This is a genomic window from Plantactinospora sp. BC1, assembly GCF_003030345.1.
Lineage (GTDB): Bacteria > Actinomycetota > Actinomycetes > Mycobacteriales > Micromonosporaceae > Plantactinospora.
On sequence record NZ_CP028158.1, the window covers coordinates 5,109,494 to 5,129,419 of the forward strand.

The following is a 19,926-nucleotide window of genomic DNA, read 5'->3' on the forward strand; positions in this document are numbered from 1 at the left end:
CAGAGAAGGCGAGGCGCCATGAAGTCTTTCCGTCCGGCCCGCTCCGGGCCGGCACCGACCACCGGCCCGAGACGACGCGCCCTGCTGCGGGCCGCCGCCGTCGGGCTGGCCGCCCCGGCGCTGGCCGGCTGCGTCACCAGCGGCGGTGACGACGGCCAGCCAGCCGCCGCCAAGGGTGAGACCAGCGCCGAGAACCCGCTCGGGGTGCCCGCCTCGACCCCGCTGGAGGTGGTCATCTTCGACGGCGGCTACGGCGACGAGTACGCGGTCAACGCCGAGAACATCTACAAGGGACGGTTCCCCGGCGCGACCGTCGAGCACAAGGCGATCCAGAAGGTCGGCGAGGCGCTGCAACCCCGGTTCGTCGCCGACACCCCGCCGGACGTGGTCGACAACACCGGCGCCGGCCGGCTCGACCTGGCCACCCTGGTCGGCGCCGGCAAGCTGACCGACCTCACCGAACTGCTCGACGCGCCCTCGCTGGACGACCCCGGCACGAAGGTCCGGGACACCCTGCTGCCCGGGGTGGTGGCCGACGGCACGCTCGACGGCAGGGTCTACACGCTCAACTTCACCTACACCGTCTGGGGACTCTGGTATTCCAAGCCGCTCTTCGACCGGCACGGCTGGGCGTACCCGACGAGCTGGGACGCGATGCTGGCGCTCTGCGCCGAGATCAAGAAGGCCGGCATCGCACCCTGGACCTACCAGGGCAAGTACCCGGAGTACCTGAACGACCCGTTGCTGGCGATGGCGGCCAAGGCCGGCGGACCGGAGCTGGTGAAGGCGGTCGACAACCTCCAGCCGGGCGCCTGGAAACAGCAGCCGTTGCTGGACGCGGCGACCGCGATCGCCGAACTCGCCGGCCGGGGCTACCTGCTGCCCGGTTCGGAGGCGCTGTCGCACACCGAGGCCCAGGCCGCCTGGTCGCAGGGGAAGGCCGCCATCATCCCGTGCGGCTCCTGGCTGGAGGCCGAGCAGAAGGGTGTCACCCCGGCCGGCTTCGACATGGTGATGGGCGCGGTCCCGTCGCTCGGCGCCGCCGACAAGCTGCCGTACGGGACGGTCCAGGCCGCCAGCAGCGAATCGTTCCTGGTCCCGGCCCGGGCGAAGAACCCGCGCGGCGGGCTGGAGTTCCTCCGGGTGCTCTTCTCCTCCGGCAGCGCGCGGCGGTTCGCCGAGTTGAACAGCACCCTGCCCAGCGTCGCCGGAGCCACCGACGGGCTGACCCTCAGCACCGGGCTCGGCTCGGTCCGCGCCGCCGTGCAGGCGGCCGGGGCGAACACCGTCAGCTACCGGTTCCGCACCTGGTACGCCCCACTGGCCAAGGCGGTCGACGACGCCACCGGTGAACTCGCCACCCGCCGGATCACCCCGGCACAGTGGGCCGACCGGATCCAGAAGGCCGCCGACGCGATCGCCGCCGACTCCGCCGTCACCAAGTACACCCGGTAGCCCTCGATGGCGGCCCTGCGGCACGGCAAGTACCGCTTCCTCGCCGGGGCGATCCTGCCCGGACTGCTGCTCTACGCGGTCTTCGTGCTCTCCCCGTACGCGCAGGCGTTCTATCTGGCGTTGACCGACTGGACCGGCGTCTCCGGGCAGGTGGAGATCGTCGGGCTGGAGAACTTCCGGCGGCTCGTCGACGATCCGCTCTTCCTGGCGGCGCTGCGCAACAACGGGCTGCTGCTGCTCGTCGTCCCGGCGGTCACCATCGGGCTCGGGCTGCTGCTCGCCGCGCTGGTCAACTTCGGCGGCCGGCGGGGGAGCACGATGGTCGGCGGGGTCCGGGGCGGCGAGTTCTACAAGGTCGCCTACTTCTTCCCGCAACTGCTCTCGCTGCCGATCATCGCGGTGCTCTGGCAGTTCGTCTACCACCCGAACGAGGGCGTGCTCAACGGCGCACTCCGGGCCGTCGGGCTGGACTTCCTGGCCCGGACCTGGCTCGGTGACCCGCACCTGGCGCTCTGGGCCGTCGCCGGAGTACTCGTCTGGTCGTCGGTCGGCTTCTACATGGTGCTCTTCTCCGCCGCGATGGAGTCGGTCCCGCGCGACGTGTTGGAGGCGGCGGTGCTGGACGGCGCCGGCCGGCTCGCCGTACTCCGCCGGGTGGTGCTGCCGCTGGTACGCGAGAACGTGCAGGTCGCCTTCGTCTACCTCGGGGTACTCGCGCTGGACGGCTTCGCGGTCGTCCAGGTGATGACGGTCGGGCCCGGCGGGCCGGACGGGTCGACCGAGGTCATCGGGCTCGGCCTCTACCGCAACGCCTTCACCTACGGCCGGTTCGGCTACGCCGCCGCCATGGGAGTGGCACTCTTCTTCCTCACCCTCGCGCTCGCCGTCGTGGCGCTGCGGGCCGGCCGCCGGGAGCGGGTGGAACTCTCATGACGACCCTGGTCGACCGTCCCGCCCGCCGGCAGCCGGCCGCCGTCCCGGCCCGTACCCCGGCCCGCCGCACCGGGCGGTTCGGCGACGCGGCGGCGCACCTCTTCCTGGTCGGCTGGGCCGCGCTGGTCACCGTGCCGCTGCTCTGGGCGGTACTCAGCTCGCTCAAGACCGACCGGGAGATCCTGACCAGCCCGTGGACGGTGCCGGCGACACCCCGGTTCGACAACTGGGCCCGGGCCTGGGGCGAGGCGTCGATCGGTCGCTACTTCCTGAACAGCGCGATCGTGGTGGGCATCGCACTGGTGCTGACCATGCTGCTCGGCGCGCTGGTCGCGTACGCCCTGGCCCGGTATTCGTTCCCGGGCAACCGGCTGCTCTACCACCTCTTCGTCGCCGGGCTGCTCTTCCCGGTCTTCCTCGCCCTGGTGCCGCTCTTCTTCGTGGTACGCCAACTCGGGCTGCTCGGCACCTATCCCGGGCTGATCCTGGTCTACACCGCGTACGCCCTGCCGTTCACCGTCTTCTTCCTGCACGGCTTCTTCCGGTCGCTCCCCACGGCGCTGGCCGAGGCGGCGTTCCTGGACGGCTGTTCGCACTGGGGCGTGCTCTTCCGGGTGATGCTGCCGCTGGCCCGGCCGGGGCTGGTCAGCATCGCGATCTTCAACTTCCTCGGCCTGTGGAACCAGTACCTGCTGCCGCTGGTGCTCAACCCCGACCCCGAGCGGTACGTGCTGGCCCAGGGGCTGGCCGCGCTCTCGGTGAGCCAGGGCTACCGCAGTGACTGGAGCGGCCTCTTCGCCGGCCTCACCATCGCGATGTTGCCGGTGCTGGCCGCGTACGTGCTCTTCCAACGCCAGATCCGGACCGGCCTGACCGCCGGTGCGGTCCGCTAGACCCCCGTAGCACCGCACCTCTCCTGGGTCACCATCCGGGTGCCGGCCACCGTCGGCCGGCGCGCGGCAACCCCCTTGTCACCCCCACCGGGAGGAGAAACCCCCGTGTCAGCCAGACCCAGCGCGCGAAGCCTCGCCGCCGGTACGGCGGCCCTGCTGGCCGCCGGCACTCTCGCCGGCATCACCGCGACCACCGCCGGTGCCCAACCGGCCACCGCCCCCGCCGCCGCAGCCGCCTGCGGCGTCCTCTTCGACGACTTCGGCTACTCGTCGCCGTCCGATCCCGCCATCGCCGCCCGGGGCTGGACGGTGCGGACCAACTCCGGCGGCCCGGGCGTGCCCGGTGCCTCCTGGCCGGCGTCGAACGTCAGCTTCCCCACCGACGGCGGGCAGAAGGTGCTCCAGTTGACCGCCCGCACCGACGGCACGGCCGGCGGCACCAGTCACGCCGAGTTCTTCCACCAGCGGAAGTTCTTCGAGGGCACCTACGCCAGCCGGGTGCGCTTCACCGACGCGCCGCAGTCCGGGCCGGACGGTGACCACCTGGTGGAGACCTTCTTCACCATCACCCCGCTGGACCGGCCGCTCGACCCCAACTACGGCGAGATCGACTTCGAGTACCTGCCGAACGGCGGGTGGGGCGAGCAGGGGCCGATCTTCTACCAGACGACCTGGGAGACGTACCAGAACGAGCCGTGGCAGGCCGACAACACCCACACCGCGCAGCGGAGCAGCTTCGCCGGCTGGCACGACCTGGTCTTCACCGTCTCCGACGGCCGGGTCAAGTACTACGTGGACGGTCAGCAGGTGGCCGACCACGGCGACCGGTACTACCCGGAAACCCCGATGTCGATCAACTTCAACCTCTGGTTCATCGACCTGACCGGGCGGACCGGCACCGGGCTGGCCAACTACATCCAGCAGGTCGACTACCTCTACTACGCCGACCGCGAGGTGATCAGCACCGCCGAGGCGAAGAACCGGGTGGCCGCGTACCGGTCGGCCGGCACCGGCCACGTCGACACCGTGGGCAGCGGCGGTGCCTGCCCGACGACGCCCCCGACCACCCGGCCGCCGACGACGCCGCCCACCACCCGGCCGCCGACGACCCCGCCGACCACCACACCGCCGCCGGCCAACTGCGCCGGCGCCCCCGCCTGGGACTGGGGGACCGTCTATCTGGAGGGTGCCCGGGTGCGGCACAACGGCCGGCTCTGGCAGGCGAACTGGTGGACCCAGGGCTCCGAGCCGGGCCTGACCGCGCAGTGGCGTGACCTCGGCCGCTGCTGAACGAGCGCCGGCTCTCCCGCCTCCGATTTCGCGGGCGGGAGAGCCGGCTTCGTCGGGGCGGGAGAGCCGGGGTGGGCGAGACATTGACGAAGCTGAATCGGGTCATTACCATCCTGTTTCAGGAAAGCGCTTTCCTGCTCCTCGTCCACCCAATCCCGCAACCGCACAGGGAGGCACCCATGGGTGTCCGTGCTTCAGCCCGCCCGAAAGCCCGGCTCGGCCGGTCAATGGTCGGCGGCGTGGTCACGCTGCTGGCCGCCGCCGCGGTCGTCTCCGCGGCTCCTGCCAGCGCCGCCGCAGTCTCCGCCGAGGGCCTGGTCGGCTTCGCCACCCTTTCCGGGTACGGCCGGACCGGCACCAACGGCGGGACCGGCGGCCCGACGGTGACGGTCGGCAACTACGCCCAGTTGGCGGCGGCCGTCGCCGACGACCTGCCGAGGATCGTCCGGGTCTCCGGCACCATCACCGGCAACGGCGACGACATGCTGGACGTCGGCTCCAACAAGACCATCATCGGCGTCGGGTCGTCCGCGACGATCAGCGGCTTCGGCCTGGACGTCAACGGCTGGGGGCCGGCGGAGGTGGACTGGGGCGGCGACACCTGCGACCCCGCCGAGCGGGACCGCTTCACCCACGTGCAGAACGTCATCATCCGCAACCTGTCGTTCCGGAACTCGCCGGACGACTCGATCAACGTGCAGTGCTACTCGCACCACGTCTGGATCGACCACAACACCTTCTACCCGGCCTCCGACGGCTCGGTGGACATCAAGCGCGGCTCGGATCTGGCGACGGTCTCCTACAACCGGTTCGCCGGCACCGACAAGTCGATGCTGCTCGGGCACAGCGACAACAACGCCGCCCAGGACACCGGCTACCTGCGCGTGACGTACCACCACAACTGGTTCGACGGGTCGAACACCCGCCACCCCCGGGTGCGGTTCGGCTACGCCCACGTCTACGCCAACTACGTCAGCGTCGACGACTACTTCATCGGGCTCGGGGTCGAGGGCCGGATCTACGCCGAGAGCAACTACGTCCGGGGTGCCAAGACCATCACCCAGGACTTCGGCAACGCCCGGCTGACCTGGACCAACAGCAACTTCTACGACATCGCCACCATCACCCGGGCGAACGACAGCGGCAAGACCAAGGACGACTGGCTGCGGGCCGACGGCAGCGTCGGGCCACCGCCGTACGGCTACTCGGCCGGGTCGGCCAGCAGCAGCCCGCCGTCCGCGGGTGCCGGGGTCAGCGGCGCGGACATCGTCCCGTAGCCCGTCACCGCAGCTCCTCGTCGGCCTCCCGGTCAGCGGCCGCACCCTCCCGCTGACCGGGTACCGCCGGTGCGGCCGCCCGGCGCCGCCGGAGCAGGCGTACGCCGACCGGCACGAGCAGGGCCAGCACGGTGACCACGAAGAGGGTGCCGGAGATCGGCCGGGTCACGAACCCGCTCGGGTCGCCGTCGAAGATCCGCATCGACTGCCGGAACGCCGTCTCCAGCACGCTGCCGAGCACGAACGCCAGGACCAGTGGGCCGGGCTCGAAGCCGGTCTTCTTCATCAGGTACCCGACGACACCGAAGAGGATCACCAGCAGCATGTCGAAGGTGCTGTTGTTGACGGTGTAGACGCCGAGCATCGTCACGGTCACCACGACCGGCGCGAGGATGCTGTCCCGGACCGAGACCAGCCGGACGAAGACGCCGACCAGCGGGACACTCAGGATCAGCAGGAAGATGTTGCCGACGTACATCGAGTCGACGACGCCCCAGAAGACCTCGGGGTTCTCGTTGATCAGGCGGGGACCGGGCGGGATGCCCTGGAGCAGCAGCGCGCCGAAGATCAGCGCCATCACCGGGTTGGTCGGGATGCCCAGGGTCAGCAGCGGGATGAACGACGAGGTCGCCGCCGCGTTGTTCGCGGTCTCCGGCGCCGCCACCCCCTCGATGGCGCCCCGACCGAACCGCTCCGGCGTCCTGCTCCGCCGCTTCTCCAGGGCGTACGCGGCCATCGACGACAGCACCCCGCCGCCACCGGGCAGCAGTCCGATGAAGAACCCGACCACCGAGCCGCGCCCCACCGCACCCCGGGACTGCCGCCAGTCCTCCCGGGACGGCCAGGCGTTGCTGATCCGGGGCTTCGGCAGCCGGTTCCGGGCCCGGTGTTCGAGCAGGTAGAGGATCTCGCCGAGCCCGAACAGCCCCATCGCGAGGGCGACGAAGTCGACGCCGTCGGCCAGGTTGATGTTGCCGAAGGTGAACCGGGGCGAGGCGAAGAGCGGATCCGGCCCGGCGGCGGCGAGCAGCAGGCCGAGTCCCGCCGCGACCAGGCTCTTCGCGGTCGAGACCGTACCGAGGCTGGCGACCAGCAGGATCCCCATCGCGGCCAGTACGGCGTTCTCCGGCGGCCCGAAGCCGAGCGAGAACCTGGCCAGTACCGGTGCGACCAGGGTCAGCCCGACGATGCTGACCGTGCCGCCGATGAACGACCCGATCGCGGCGATCCCCAGGGCCGAGCCGGCCCGCCCCTGCCGGGCCATCTGGTAGCCGTCGATGGTGGTGATGACCGTGGCCGCCTCGCCGGGCAGCCGCAGCAGTACCGAGGTGATCGTGCCGCCGTACATGGCGCCGTAGTAGATGCCGGCGAGCATGATGATCGCCGACTCGGCCGGGATCTCGTAGGTGATCGGCAGCAGCAGGGCGATCGTCGCGACCGGGCCGAGGCCGGGGAGTACCCCGATGACCATGCCGATCACCACGCCGGCCAGCACGTAGAGCAGGTTCACCGGCGTGAAGACCACCCCGAAACCGGCCAGGACGGGGTCGAGGAAGTCCACTCAGAAGGCCAATCTCGGGAGCTTCACGTCCAGCAGGGTGATGAAGAGCAGGTAGAGCGCGGCCGTGGTGGCGACGCTGACCACGGCGGTGGCGAGCCAGGACTCCCGGCCCAGCACCCTGAGCCAGAAGGCCAGCACCAGCAGGGTGGGGATCTCGAAACCGATCCGGCTGATCAGCAGTACGAAGACGAGCAGGCTGACCACGCCGAGGGCGATCCCGATCCCGCCCCGGCTGAACCGTTCGACCGCCGCCGCCTTCCGCTCGAAGAGCAGCGACCAGAGGCCGGCGCCGAGCAGGAGCAGGCTGGCCAGTGCCGGCCAGAGCCCGGGCCCGGCCTCGGCGGGCGTACCGAGGGAGAGCGAGACCGAGTACGCGAGTCCGGCCAGGCCGAGCGCGACCGGTACCACGCCGGCGACGAGCTGCCCGGTCCGGCCGGCCGGCGGGATGTCGTCGGAGGGCAGGCCGCCGGGCTCCCCCTCCCCGGCCGGGGTGGCCGCCTCGTCGAGGCCGGACGGGTTCACTTCGGCCCCAGCCCGAACCGGTCGATCAGCGCCCTGTACCGGTCGAAGTCACCCTTGATCTTGTTCGCCACCTCGGTACCGTCGACCTCGAACCGGTCGATGTAGTTCTTCTTCAGGAAGTCGTCGTACTCCGGTGCCTTGACCGCCTCCCGGAACGCCTCCTGGAGCGCGGTCACCGCCTCGTCCGGCATCGACTTCGGTCCGGCGATGAACCGGGCCTGGTCGACGGTCAGGTCGAAGCCCTTCTCCACGGCGGTCGGCAGGTCCGGCAGCGAGGGGCTGCGCTGCTGGCTGAAGACCCCGAGCCAGCGCAGCTCGCCGGACTGCACCAGCCGCATCGACTCCGCCGGTTGGGAGGCGCCGATGTCGACCTGCCTGCCGAGCACCGCCGTGACGGCCGGACCGCCGCCGCCGAACGGCACGTCGGTGGCGTTGATCCCGGCGAGCTTGTAGAACGCGGTCTGCGCGAAGTACGCCCCGGTGCCCACCCCGGAGTGCCCGTACGTGATCCGCCGGCCGCTGCCCTTGAGCGCGATGACGTCGTCGATGGTCTTGAACGGGGAGTCCCGGTGCGCGACGAGCACGATGTTCTCCACGGTCAGCCCGATCACCACCCGCAGCTCGTCGAGGGAGACGGTGGCGGCACCCTTGCCCAGTTGCGGGGTGAGGGTGAAGAGCGAACTGGGCGGGAAGCCGATCTTGTAGCCGTCGCCCTCGGCCGAGGCCACCTCCCTGGTGCCGACGGCGGCGGCCGCGCCGTCCCGGTTGACGATCACCATCGACTGGCCGAGCGGCTTCTCGATCGCCTTGCCGAGGGTCCGGGCGATCAGGTCCGTGCTGCCGCCCGGCGCGAACGGCACGACCAGCTCGACCGAGCGTTCCGGATATCCCGAGCCGTCTCCGTCGCCGCCGCCGCCGGTCTGCACGCTGCAACCGGCGAGGAAGGCTCCCGCGCCGAGCCCCGCGCCGAGGCGCAGCACGGCACGCCGGTCCATCGGGTGCCGCAGATTCGATTCGGTCACTGGTCCCTCCCTGGTGGCTCAGGTTGGAGATCTTGGACTTCGAAGAGTGTCACCTTGATACCTGCCGATCTAGGGACTGTCAATCAAACCGGTGGCAGCAGTACGAAGGGGACGGAAGCGCCAGCAGCCCTGCGAATCCTCCCAGGACGTACGGAGGGTACGGAGCTGCCGCGCGGGCCGGGCCGGGCGGCGTACGGCCGGCGGTGCGAGTCCGCGAACCGGGTTCGGATATCCGGCTGCCCGGGTCGGTTCGGCGGCCTACGGTTGCCCGGTGGGTACCGCTCTGGCCGAGGCGATCGACCGGCTCCACGTGGTGTTCGGCGGAGTTCCCCGGCCGAGCGCCATCGACTCCTGTCCGTGCTGCTTCACCCCTGACGACGAGCGGAAACTGCTCGCCCCCGTACCCTTGGCCGAGCTGACCGCCGACGACCTGGGCGACTACGCCGCGGTCGTACTCTTCACCGTCGGCGGCGTCGCCGACTACCGCTACTTCCTGCCCCGGATGCTGGAGATCGGCTGCACCGAGGGTTTCCTCTGGCCGGACCTGGAGCCGCTGCTCGGCCGGCTGCGTCACGCGGGCTGGCGGAGCTGGCCGGCCGGGGAACGCCACGCCGTCCGGGAGCTGCTCGCGGCGCTCTGGGCCGAGGTGTTGGCCGACGACCCGGCGGCGGTGCACGACGTCGACACCGTGCTCTGCGCGGTCGGCAACGTCGAGGACGACCTCACGCCCTATCTGGCGGAGTGGGCGCGGCAGCTCGCCCGGCCGACGGCCGCGGCAGCCCTGTTCGACCTGCTCGCACACCACTGCCGCCCCGCCGGCACCACCTGGCGGCTCGGCAACGCCTTCTGGGCGGAGCGGGGGAGCCAGGCCGCCCAGGTGAGCGCCTGGCTCGCCGGCGCCGACCTGCGTCGGGCGGTCACCGCCGCGCTCGGGGCCGTGCTGGAGACCGCCGAGACCGACGGGCACGCCGAGTCCACCTGGCGGATCCTCACCGAACTCGACGACCTGCTCGGCCGGGTGGTCGCGGCGCGGCCCTGACCGCCGGTCGGGCGGCGGTCAGGCGATCCGGGCGACGGCTCCGTCGGGCGGCTCGGGCACGGCCCCCGGGTGCAGGATCGCGGCGATCGCCTCGACCCCGTCCACCAGGCGCGGGCCGGGGCGGACGACCAGGCCGTCCGCGTCGACCGCCCAGACCGCGACCCCCGGCAGCCGGCCGGCGACGACCTCGGCCTGCCGGGCCGCGCCCTCCAGGTGGAAGCCGCACGGTGTGACGAGCACGATCTCCGGCGCCGCGTCGGCGAACTCCCGCCAGGTCGTCTCCACGGACCGCGCCCCGGGCCGGGCGGCCACCGGCTCGCCGCCGGCCGCGCGTACCAGATCGGGCACCCAGTGTCCGGCCGTGAAGGGTGGCTCGACCCACTCCACCACCGCGACCCGGGGCCGCCGCCGACCCCGGACCGCCGAGGCCACCGCCGCGAGCCGGTCCCGCAACGCGCCGACCAGGGCCTCGGCCCGATCGGGTACGCCGGTCCGCTCGCCCACCGCCAGGATCGTCCCGAAGACCTCCTCCAGGGTGTACGGGTCCAGCGACAGCACGTCGGCCCGGCAGCCGAGATGGTCGAGGGCGTCCTCGACGTGCCCGGAGGGGAGGGCGCAGACCCGGCAGAGGTCCTGGGTGAGGATGAGTTCCGGGTCCAGCCCGGCGAGCGCGTCGGCGTGCAGGGTGTAGAGGTCGGCGCCGGCCGACATCTGGCCCTTCACGTAGTCGTCGATCTGGGCCGGCGTCATCCCCCGGGTGTCCCGGCCACCGACCACGACCGTCTTGTCGGTCCGGGCCGACGGCGGCTCGTCGCACTCGAAGGTCACGCCGACGAGGTCGTCGCCGAGACCGAGGGCGTAGACGATCTCGGTCGCGGAGGGGAGCAGGGAGACCAGGCGCATGGCTCCATAGTGCCCGCCTCCGGCGTACCCCGATCAGGGCCGGTCGGTGGACGACCGGGCTCAGCCGTCGGTGCCGGGCGGCGGTGCCGGTACCCCGGACTCCCCACCCGGGTCAGTGCCGGCCCCGCCGGAGTGCCGCTCCGGCCCGGGGGTGAGGTAGCGGCGCACGATCTCCCCGGCCAGCGTGACGGCGGCGGTGCCGGCCATCACGGCCAGGGCGGTCTGCTCCAGCACGGCGGCGCAGACCGAGAGGACGATCAGCAGCGCCTCGACCCCGAGCAGGACGACGGCTACCGACGCCGGAGGCCCGTCCTGCCTGGCCGGCCCGGTCGGCTGCCGCGTCCGCGTCCCGGTCAACGGGATCCCTCCATCGACATCAGGCAATTCTGCCGACCGGCCGGGCTACTCGCAAGTGCAGATGCACGTGCATTTGCACTTGCTTTCCGGAACGTCGAATCGCTGGGCGCGATCCGGCTGCCGTTCGGCGCCCAGGCCGGCACGACGACGGTGAGCGCGACGGCTCGACGGGTGCCGGGGCGTACGGTGAGCCATCCGCGCCGTCACCCCACCGATGGAGGATGCTGGATGTCGTCCGACTCCCTGATCCGGCAGTACCGCACCGCCACCGCCACCCTGACGGTGACGACCAGCGACGGCAGCCCGCTGGTCGACCAGGAGGTGGTAGTGGCGCAGCGCGACCACGCGTTCCTGTTCGGCTGCACCGGATTCGAGTTCATCCCGCTGGCCAACGGCGAGCTGACCGCGACCGCCGGGGCCGGACCGGGCGGCGGCACCGGCTCGCTGGGCGAGGCCGACGCCTCCGGGGTCGAGCGGCTGGCCGAACTCTGGCTCGACCTGTTCAACTTCGCCACCCTGCCGTTCTACTGGGGACGCTTCGAGCCGGAGCGCGGCCGGCCGGACACCCGGCGCCTCCAGGCGACGGCGCGCTGGTTCACCGAGCGGGGCTGCCTGGTCAAGGGGCACCCGCTGGCCTGGCACACGGTGAGCGCGGAGTGGCTGACCGAGCTGACCAATCCGGAGATCACCCGGGTGCAGCTGGAGCGGATCCGCCGGGAGGTGACCGACTTCGCCGGCCTGATCGACAGCTGGGACGTGATCAACGAGGTGGTGATCATGCCCATCTTCGACAAGTACGACAACGGCCTCACCCGGATCTGCCGGGAGCTGGGGCGGATCCCGCTGGTCCGGATGGTCTTCGACGCGGCCCGCGAGGCGAATCCGGGCGCCACCCTGCTGCTCAACGACTTCGACATGTCCGCCGCCTACGAGTGCCTGATCGAGGGGGTGCTGGAGGCGGGGATCCGGATCGACGCGCTCGGGTTGCAGAGCCACATGCACCAGGGCTACTGGGGCGAGGAGAAGACGCTCGGCATCATCGACCGGTTCGCCCGGTACGGCCTGCCGATCCACTTCACCGAGACGACCCTGCTCTCCGGGCACCTGATGCCGGCCGAGATCGTCGATCTGAACGACTACCAGATCGCCGACTGGCCCAGTACGCCGGAGGGGGAGGAGCGGCAGGCCGACGAGATCGTCCGGCACTACAGGACGCTGCTGTCGCACCCGTCGGTGCGGGCCAGCACCTACTGGGGAATGGTCGACGGCGGCTGGCTCGGCGCGCCCGGCGGCTTCGTCCGGGCCGACGGTACGCCGAAGCCCTCCTACGAGGCGCTGCGCGCACTGGTCCGCGACGAGTGGTGGCTCGCGCCGACCCGACTCGGCACCGACGAGCAGGGCCGGGTCGGCTTCACCGGCTTCCTCGGCGAGTACGAGGTGTCGGCCGGCGGGCGTACGGCGACCTTCCGGCTCGACGAGCCGGGGGCGACATCGGTCGAGGTGGCGCTCTGACTCCTCTCGTCGAGCCCGGCTGACCGGCCGGGCCGGCGGCGAGACCCGCCCGGGGAACCGGCGAGGATCGGTCCCCCGGGCGGACCCGCCCGGCTACTCGCCCGATGGTGCGGTGAGCGGCACGCCGAGCCGTACCGGGGTGCCGAAGTTCGGGGTGCCGTCGCTGTTCCAGGTGAACTTCTGGGCCCGGGTCGAGCGGTTCATGTCGCAGCCGCCGCTGGCCGAGTCGTTGCCGTGGTAGACGATCCAGTCCTCGGTCCCGTCCGGTGACTTGAAGAAGCCGTTGTGGCCGGGCGCGAAGACGCCGTTGGCGTCGCTGCGCTGGAAGACCGGGTTCGGGCTCTTGGTCCAGGAGGACGCGCTGAGCGGGTTGCTGCCGGTCAGGGTGAGCAGGCCGAGCTTGTAGTCCGGTCCCCAGCAGGCGCTGGCGGAATAGACGATCATCGTCCGGCCGTTCCGGTAGAGCGGCTCGGGACCCTCCGTCACCGGGTGGGTCTGCCGCTCCCAGTTCAGCGTCGGCGAGGTGAGCCGGACCCGTGACCCGCTGATCGTCCACGGGTTGCTCAGCGGGGTGATGAAGAGGCTCTGCCCGTAGCTGCCGCCGGCGTTGTAGGTGCCGAGCAGGTAAAGGCTGTTGTTCACCCGCAGCACGCTGGCGTCGAGCTGCCAGTCACCGCCCAGGTCGGCCTTGAAGGTGTACGGCCCCATCGGGTCGGTGCCGGCGCTCTCCAGTACGTGCAGCCGCTGGGTCGGGTTGAAGTCGCTGACGTTCTGCCCGGCCACGTAGTACAGGTACCAGCGGTTGCCGTTCGGCCCGTTGATCAGGTGGAACTCCGGCGCCCACATGTTGCAGCAGCCGTTCGGCCGACCGGAGAGGTTGAAGACCACCTGGTCGGCCGCGCTGGCCAGCCCGCCGAGGGTGGCGGACCGGCGCATCGTGATCGTCGAGTTCCAGGTGGTGGTGGCGAGGTAGTAGTAGCCGTTGTGGTACTGGAGCCAGGGGTCCGGCCCGTTCCGCTTGATCGGGTTGGTGAAGGTGCCCGGCGTCGGGTTCCCGCCGCCGACCGATCCGACGTTGACCATCTGCCACTGCTGGTTGGCGCCGTCCAGGTCCTGGTACTGCGAGACCATCGCGCCGTCCGCGGTGGACCACTCCCAGACGTCCAGCGCCTTGCCGCTGGCCCGGTTGACCAGGCGGACGTAGCCGCCGGCCGAGTCGGCGAGCCGGAACTGCTGCCGGCTGTTGCCGCTGTCGGCGTTCTGCACCAACTGCACGCCGTCGTCGGAGTTCGGCAGCTCCAGCACCTTGCCGCTGTGCCGGGACTGCACCCTGTAGTAGCCGCCACCGGCGTCGAGGAACCGCCACTGCTGCCAGTTGCCGTCGTTGCGGGCGTACTGGTTGATCGGGGCGCCGTCGGTGGTGGCCAGGTTGTAGACGTCGAGGGCCTTGCCGCTGTTCCGGTTGACGAGTACGTAGTAGACGTTCGGGTCGGCGGTGGCCGCCGTGGCCGGTGCGGCGGCGACGAGTACGCCGGTGCCGGTGACCAGCGCGGTGACGCCGACGGCGAGCGCGGCCCGCCAGTGGACCCGGCGCGGATGCGGGGGTGTCACGGGTTGCTCCCTACGGTCGATGGGGACGGTCAGTAGACGTACGGCCAGCCTGCGGAGTCGTAGCCGATCCGGTTGATGCCGAGCAGCGAGGCGCCGTTGTTGGCGTAGTAGTGGTAGACGAGGAAGTCGCCGCCGCTGTCGGAGAGCACCGTCTGGTGGCCCGGCCCGTGGATGTCGCCGTGCGAGGCGAGCACCTGGGTGCCGCCGCCGGAGGTGAGCGCGGTGCCGTTCCGGTCGACGAAGGGTCCGGTGACGCTGGTCGAGCGCCCCACCATCACCCGGTAGGTGCTGGAGGCGCCCTGGCAGCAGCGGTCGAAGGAGACGTACAGGTAGTAGTAGCTGCCCCGCTTGACCAGCGTCGGCGCCTCGATCGCGCCGCCGTTACGGCCGGCGATGGCCCGGATCGTGCTGTCCGAGCGCTTGCCGGTGGCCGGATCCAGCGCGACCAGCTTGAGCCCGGACCAGAACGAGCCGAAGGCGAGCCACCAGCGGCCCTGGTCGTCCACGATCAGGTTCGGGTCGATCGCGTTGAAGTTGTCCGAGGTGCGCGACTCGATCACCAGGCCCCGGTCGGTCCAGCTCCCGGAGTTGCCGGTCGGGCTGGTGGCCAGGAAGATCGCCGACCGGTTCGAGCCGAAGGTGGAGGCGGAGTAGTACAGGTAGTACTGGTTGTTCCGGTAGGAGATGTCCGGCGCCCAGAGGTTACGGCTGCCCCCGGTGTAGCTGGTGGTCCACGGCGCACCGCCCGGGAAGGCCGAACCGGCGTTGCGGAAGGCGACCCGGTCGGTCGAGGTCTTCAGCGAGATGTCGTTGCCGGTGTGCGCCACCAGGTAGTCGCCGCCGGGCCGGCGCACCACGGTCGGGTCGTGCACCCCGATGTCCCCGGTCACCCGCATCGGCGCCGGGTAGGCGGCCGGTGGCGTGCCCGGGTTACCGGTGGGGGTCGGGTTCGGGGTGCCGCCCGAGTCGACCCGGACCAGTTGCCACTGCTGGTTGGTGCCGCCCTGGTCGGCGTACTGGCTGATCCGGCCGCCGTCGGCGGTGGACCACTCCCAGACGTCGAGGGCCTTGTTGCTGTTCCGGTTGATCAGCCGGACGTACCCGCCGTCCGAGTCGGCCAGCCGGAACTGCTGGTCGGTGCTGCCCTGGTCGGCCCACTGGATCACCTCCGCGCCGTCGGCGGTGGAGGAGTCCCGGATGTCGAGGACCTTGCCGCTGTGCCGGGAGCGGAGCCGGTGGTAGCCGGAGCCCGAGTCGACGAACTGCCACTGTTGCCAGGCGCCGTCGTTGCGGGCCCACTGCACGATCGCGCCACCGTCGGCGGTGGACCGGTCGTAGACGTCGAGGGCCTTGCCGCTGTGCCGGGACACCAGGACGTACCAGGCGTTCGGGTCGACGGTCGCGGCCGAGGCCGACCGGACCGGTACGGTGATCGCGGCGCCGACGAGCATGGCGGCGGCCACGAGTACGGTGGCGGTGCGCAGCAGCCGGGTCCGGCCCGGCGCCGTCGAGGGTGGGGAAGCGGGAGCTTCCATGGTCTTCCTTCCGTCGGTCCGTCAGTGGACGGTGCCGGCCCGCGGGTGCGGTGGGACGACGTTCCCCGCGGGATGACAGGGTGGTCGAAGCGGTGGATCGCCCTGCGCTGTGGATAGCGCGCTCCGAGGTGGCTCGCCGGTGGTGCTTCGGCGGACGCCGCCGCAGGGCCGGTGCGCAGCCGGACGGCGCGGCGGTGTCGTCTGGCCCGGACGTATCGATGATGTTCGCGCTAACATCTTTTGATGTCAAGGTTTCGCATCCTTGCCTCGCCAAGGCCGCAGAATTCTTGACTGCCATCGATGTTAGCGATAACACTGTCTGCGTAACACCGAGGTAACCGACCGGACACCCCCGCAGGGATCGACGAGAGGCCGCTGGTCATGATGTGGATGCCGCGCAGCAGGTCACCCCGGCCGCTCCCGGCCGTTGCCACCGCGACCGGTGCGACCGCGCACCGGCCCGGCCGGCGGCTCGGCACGCCACTGATCGGCGCGCTGGCCACGGTGCTGGCGCTGCTGGCCGGTCTGCTCCCGGGAGTGCCGGCCGGCGCCGCCCCGGCGGTGAACTACACCAACCCGCTGGTCAACCAGCGGGCCGACCCGCACATCGTCAAGCACACCGACGGCTACTACTACATGACCGCGACCGTGCCGCAGTACGACCGGATCGTGCTCCGCCGCGCGACCACCCTGCAGGGGCTGTCCAGCGCCGCCGAGACGACGATCTGGCGCCGGCACACCAGCGGCGAGATGGGGGCGCACATCTGGGCGCCCGAGATCCACTTCATCAACAACCGCTGGTACGTCTACTTCGCCGCCGGCCGCACCGACGACGTCTGGCGGATCCGGATGTACGTGCTGGAGAACTCCAGCGCCAACCCGCTGACCGGCTCGTGGACCGAACGCGGCCGGATCAGCACCCCGTGGGACACCTTCGCGCTGGACGCCTCGACCTTCGTGGCGAACGGCGTCCGCTATCTGGTCTGGGCGCAGTCCGAACCGGGGATCTCGACCAACTCCAACCTCTACCTGGCCCGGATGGGTGCCAACCCGTGGCAGATCACCGGCACGGTGACCCGGCTGACCGTGCCGACGTACGACTGGGAGACCCGGGGTTACCGGGTGGCCGAGGGGCCGGCGGTGATCCAGCGCAACGGTCGGATCTTCCTGACCTACTCGGCCAGCGCCACCGACGCCAACTACTGCCTCGGCATGCTCACCGCCTCGGCGACGGCGAACCTGCTCTCCGCCTCGTCGTGGAGCAAGAGCCCGAACCCGGTCTTCACCAGCAACGCCGCGACCGGCCAGTACGGGCCCGGGCACAACTCGTTCACCGTCTCCGAGGACGGCCAGAGCGACATCCTGGTCTACCACGACCGCAACTACCGGGACATCAACGGTGACCCGCTGAACGACCCCAACCGGCGTACCCGGATCCAGAAGCTCTACTGGAACGCCGACGGCACCCCGAACCTCGGCATCCCGGTGCCGGACGGCGCGACCCCGGTCCGGCTGCGCCCGCACGACCTCGCCGGCAGCTACCTGCGGCACTACGACTACCGGGGCCGGGTCGAGGCGAACGTGACGCCGCTGGCCGACTCGCAGTTCCGGATCGTGACCGGCCTGGCCGGCTCCGGCACCGTCTCGCTGGAGTCGACGAACTTCCCCGGCTACTACCTGCGGCACCGCGACTACGCGGTCTACGTGGAGCGGGACGACGGCTCGGCGCAGTTCCGCGCCGACGCCAGCTTCCTGCGCCGGGCCGGCCTGGCCAGCTCCGCCGCCATCTCGCTGGAGGCGCAGAACGCCGCCGGGCGGTACCTGCGCCACCGGGCCGGGCTGCTCTACGTCGAGCCGGTGACCTCCAGTGCCGAGCAGGCCTCCGCCACCCTCCACCTGGAGTAGGTCGCCGCACCGACCCGCCGGAGAGTCGTGATGCTGACTCTCCGGCAGGTTGCCGAACCGGTTTCGCCTGGTGAGCGCCGGTGTCGGTAAGGATGGAGGCATGCCTTCGCCACTGTCCAAGCCCCGCCATGCCGTGGTCATCGGCGGGAGCTTCGCCGGCCTCTGTGTCGCGCGCACCCTCGCCGACTTCGTCGAGCGGGTCACCGTACTCGACCGGGACCGCTTTCCGGACGGACCGAGGCTGCGTACGGGCATCCCGCAGGCGCGTCACCTGCACGTCCTGGTCACCTCCGGACAGCGGGCGCTCGACCGGCTCTTTCCCGGCCTGATGGCCGAGCTGTACGACCGGGGCGCCGTCCCGGTCGCCGCGCCGACCGACCTGCTGTCGCTGAGCCCGAACGGGTGGCGGGAGCGTTTCCCGGCCACCCACACCCTGGTCGGGGCGAGTCGGGAACTGCTGGACTGGACCATCCGGCAGCGGCTCGCCGCCGACGGGCGGATCCGGTTCGAGACCGCCCGCGAGGTGGTCGGACTCCTGCCCGGTCCGGACGGCGCCTCGGTCACCGGGGTGCTGTTGCGGGTCCGCAACGGCGGCGCCGAGATCCACCGCTGCGAGGCCGACCTGGTCGTCGACGCGAGCGGGCGCGGCTCGCGTACCCCGCAGTGGCTGGCCGCGCTCGGTTACGGCCGGCCGGAGGAGACCCGGATCGACGCCGGCCTGGGCTATGCGAGCCGGCGCTACCGGCTGGCGCCGGGCGTCGCCGACGGCTGGAAGAACATCATGCTGATGCCGAAACCGCCGCAGGTCTCCCGGGCCGGGGTGCTCTATCCGATCGAGAACGGCCGGTGGATGGTCACCGTCGGCGGGTTCGGCGACGAGATCCCGCCCACCGACGAGACGGGCTTCCTGGAGTTCACCCGCAACCTGCGCAGTCCGCTGATCTACGAGGCGATCCGGGACGCCGAGCCGGACGGGCCGATCCACGGGTTCCGGCGGACCGGGAACCACCGCCGGCACTACGAGACGATGCCGCGCTGGCCGGAGGGGTTCCTGGTGGTCGGGGACGCCGCCTGCGCCTTCAACCCCGTCTACGGGCAGGGGATGAGCGTCGCCGCGCAGACCGCGGTGGTGCTCGGCGAGCACCTTCGGGCACACCGGCGGTTCGGGCGGGCCGCCCAGGCAGCGGTGGCCGGGTGCAGCGCCACCGCCTGGACCATCGCCACCGGTACCGACCTGCGGTTCGCCGCCGGCGCGGTCCGGCCGGGACGGCGTGGCCGGCTCTCGTACTGGTATCTGGACCGGGCCTCCGACGTGGCCGACCGGGACCCGTACGTGCTGCGGGTGCTGACCGACGTGCAGCACCTGGTCCGGCCGCCGACCGCGCTGGCGCACCCGAGGGTGGCGCTGCGGGTGCTGCGCGGCCCGACCCGGCCGCCGCTGAGCACCCCGCCGGTCACGGTGCCGGGTCGGCCGGCGCCCGGACGGTGAGCACCCCGGCCAGGTCGATGTCGTCGGCGCGGCCGTCGAAACCGGACTCCGAGATCAGCCGGGCGCCGAGGACGGTGCTCCAGAAGGTCCGCGCCTCGACGTCGGCGGGACGGTCGATCACCCAGCCGTGCCGGTCCAGGATCGCGGCGAGATAGCTCTGCGCCCTGCGGAACAGCACGGCGAGACCCTGCTCGGCCACCGGTCGCAGCTCCGGCCGGCGCCGGGTGATCGACATCGCCTGCACCGCGATCGGCACCGCGGGCAGGGTCAGCGCGCTGCGGGCCAACGCCGTACGGAACGCGGCGGGGGTACGCCGGCGTCGGCCGACCGGCTCCAGCCGCTCGGCGTCGCGCAGCAGCAGCATGAACGCGGCGTGCACGAAGAGCCCGTCCTTGGAGCCGAAGTAGTAGGTGATCTGGTTCGGGTGGGCCGAGGCGGCGGTGGCGATCTCGGCCACGCTGACCGCGTCGAAGCCGCGCTCGGCGAAGAGTGTCGCGGCGTGCTCGAGGATCTGCGCCCGGGTGCGCCGGCCTCGGGCCCGGGGCGGCTCGGTGGACATGCCATAGTTGTATGCGATACAACTAACGGAGGACAAGCCGGCACACCGCGAAGACGACGAGGA

General features: G+C 71.5%; 17 protein-coding genes. 9 read left to right on the forward strand and 8 right to left on the reverse strand.

Going from position 1 to position 19,926, the window contains the following annotated elements; genetic code table 11:
* The first annotated feature begins 18 nt into the window (after positions 1–18).
* The 5 genes from ngcE to C6361_RS22350 all read left to right on the forward strand — a co-directional run bounded on the left by ngcE (position 19) and on the right by C6361_RS22350 (position 5,848).
* Positions 19–1,455: an N-acetylglucosamine/diacetylchitobiose ABC transporter substrate-binding protein gene (ngcE, locus tag C6361_RS22330; protein ID WP_107268895.1), complete on the forward strand. Its 1,437-nt coding sequence runs from the start codon at positions 19–21 to the stop codon at positions 1,453–1,455.
* A gap of 6 nt (positions 1,456–1,461) precedes the next feature.
* Positions 1,462–2,388: a sugar ABC transporter permease gene (locus C6361_RS22335; protein ID WP_331209224.1), complete on the forward strand. Its 927-nt coding sequence runs from the start codon at positions 1,462–1,464 to the stop codon at positions 2,386–2,388.
* Positions 2,385–3,281, forward strand: a complete 897-nt coding sequence (locus C6361_RS22340; protein ID WP_107268896.1) for a carbohydrate ABC transporter permease — start codon at positions 2,385–2,387, stop codon at positions 3,279–3,281. Before C6361_RS22335 ends, C6361_RS22340 begins: the two co-directional genes overlap by 4 nt.
* A 105-nt stretch (positions 3,282–3,386) precedes the next feature.
* Entirely contained in the window at positions 3,387–4,571 is a 1,185-nt protein-coding gene (locus C6361_RS22345; protein ID WP_234358955.1) for a carbohydrate-binding protein, read from the forward strand.
* Positions 4,572–4,810: 239 nt separating this feature from the next.
* Positions 4,811–5,848: a polysaccharide lyase family 1 protein gene (locus C6361_RS22350; protein WP_234358956.1), complete on the forward strand. Its 1,038-nt coding sequence runs from the start codon at positions 4,811–4,813 to the stop codon at positions 5,846–5,848.
* 4 nt (positions 5,849–5,852) lie between these two features.
* Here C6361_RS22350 and C6361_RS22355 read toward each other — a convergent pair whose 3' ends face one another.
* The 3 genes from C6361_RS22355 to C6361_RS22365 are packed head-to-tail and all read right to left on the reverse strand — an operon-like array spanning position 5,853 to position 8,953.
* Positions 5,853–7,409, reverse strand: coding sequence for a tripartite tricarboxylate transporter permease (locus tag C6361_RS22355; protein WP_107268898.1), 1,557 nt, complete (start codon positions 7,407–7,409; stop codon positions 5,853–5,855).
* Positions 7,410–7,931 (reverse strand): tripartite tricarboxylate transporter TctB family protein, encoded by a 522-nt coding sequence (locus tag C6361_RS22360; RefSeq protein WP_107258966.1) that lies wholly within the window; start codon positions 7,929–7,931, stop codon positions 7,410–7,412.
* Positions 7,928–8,953, reverse strand: coding sequence for a tripartite tricarboxylate transporter substrate binding protein (locus C6361_RS22365; RefSeq protein WP_159079427.1), 1,026 nt, complete (start codon positions 8,951–8,953; stop codon positions 7,928–7,930). The genes C6361_RS22360 and C6361_RS22365 overlap by 4 nt, the downstream gene beginning before the upstream one ends.
* 271 nt (positions 8,954–9,224) lie before the next feature.
* On the opposite strand from C6361_RS22365, the gene C6361_RS22370 reads away from it, so the two are divergent.
* Positions 9,225–9,992 carry a hypothetical protein gene (locus C6361_RS22370; RefSeq protein ID WP_107268900.1) on the forward strand — a complete coding sequence of 256 codons (768 nt, stop codon included), beginning with the start codon at positions 9,225–9,227 and terminating at the stop codon, positions 9,990–9,992.
* An 18-nt stretch (positions 9,993–10,010) separates the two neighbouring features.
* Here the strand turns inward: C6361_RS22370 and C6361_RS22375 are convergent, their stop codons facing one another.
* A complete protein-coding gene (locus tag C6361_RS22375) occupies positions 10,011–10,895 on the reverse strand; it encodes an ABC transporter substrate-binding protein (protein WP_107268901.1) in 885 nt (294 codons plus the stop codon).
* A gap of 60 nt (positions 10,896–10,955) precedes the next feature.
* Complete coding sequence (locus C6361_RS22380) at positions 10,956–11,252, reverse strand: hypothetical protein (protein ID WP_107258970.1); 297 nt, start codon at positions 11,250–11,252, stop codon at positions 10,956–10,958.
* Between the two features lie 228 nt (positions 11,253–11,480).
* Here C6361_RS22380 and C6361_RS22385 point away from each other — a divergent pair, with 228 nt between their 5' ends.
* Positions 11,481–12,764, forward strand: a complete 1,284-nt coding sequence (locus C6361_RS22385) for an endo-1,4-beta-xylanase (RefSeq protein ID WP_107268902.1) — start codon at positions 11,481–11,483, stop codon at positions 12,762–12,764.
* A 93-nt stretch (positions 12,765–12,857) separates the two neighbouring features.
* Here C6361_RS22385 and C6361_RS22390 read toward each other — a convergent pair whose 3' ends face one another.
* Positions 12,858–14,375 (reverse strand): family 43 glycosylhydrolase, encoded by a 1,518-nt coding sequence (locus C6361_RS22390; RefSeq protein WP_234358957.1) that lies wholly within the window; start codon positions 14,373–14,375, stop codon positions 12,858–12,860.
* Between the two features lie 29 nt (positions 14,376–14,404).
* A complete protein-coding gene (locus C6361_RS22395) occupies positions 14,405–15,910 on the reverse strand; it encodes a family 43 glycosylhydrolase (RefSeq protein WP_199853047.1) in 1,506 nt (501 codons plus the stop codon).
* 390 nt (positions 15,911–16,300) lie between these two features.
* On the opposite strand from C6361_RS22395, the gene C6361_RS22400 reads away from it, so the two are divergent.
* A complete protein-coding gene (locus tag C6361_RS22400) occupies positions 16,301–17,815 on the forward strand; it encodes a family 43 glycosylhydrolase (protein WP_107271115.1) in 1,515 nt (504 codons plus the stop codon).
* Positions 17,816–17,915: 100 nt separating this feature from the next.
* Positions 17,916–19,304 (forward strand): NAD(P)/FAD-dependent oxidoreductase, encoded by a 1,389-nt coding sequence (locus tag C6361_RS22405; protein WP_107268903.1) that lies wholly within the window; start codon positions 17,916–17,918, stop codon positions 19,302–19,304.
* On the opposite strand, the gene C6361_RS22410 is transcribed toward C6361_RS22405, so the two are convergent.
* Complete coding sequence (locus tag C6361_RS22410) at positions 19,270–19,863, reverse strand: TetR/AcrR family transcriptional regulator C-terminal domain-containing protein (RefSeq protein ID WP_107268904.1); 594 nt, start codon at positions 19,861–19,863, stop codon at positions 19,270–19,272. The genes C6361_RS22405 and C6361_RS22410 overlap by 35 nt on opposite strands.
* Positions 19,864–19,926: the final 63 nt, after the last annotated feature.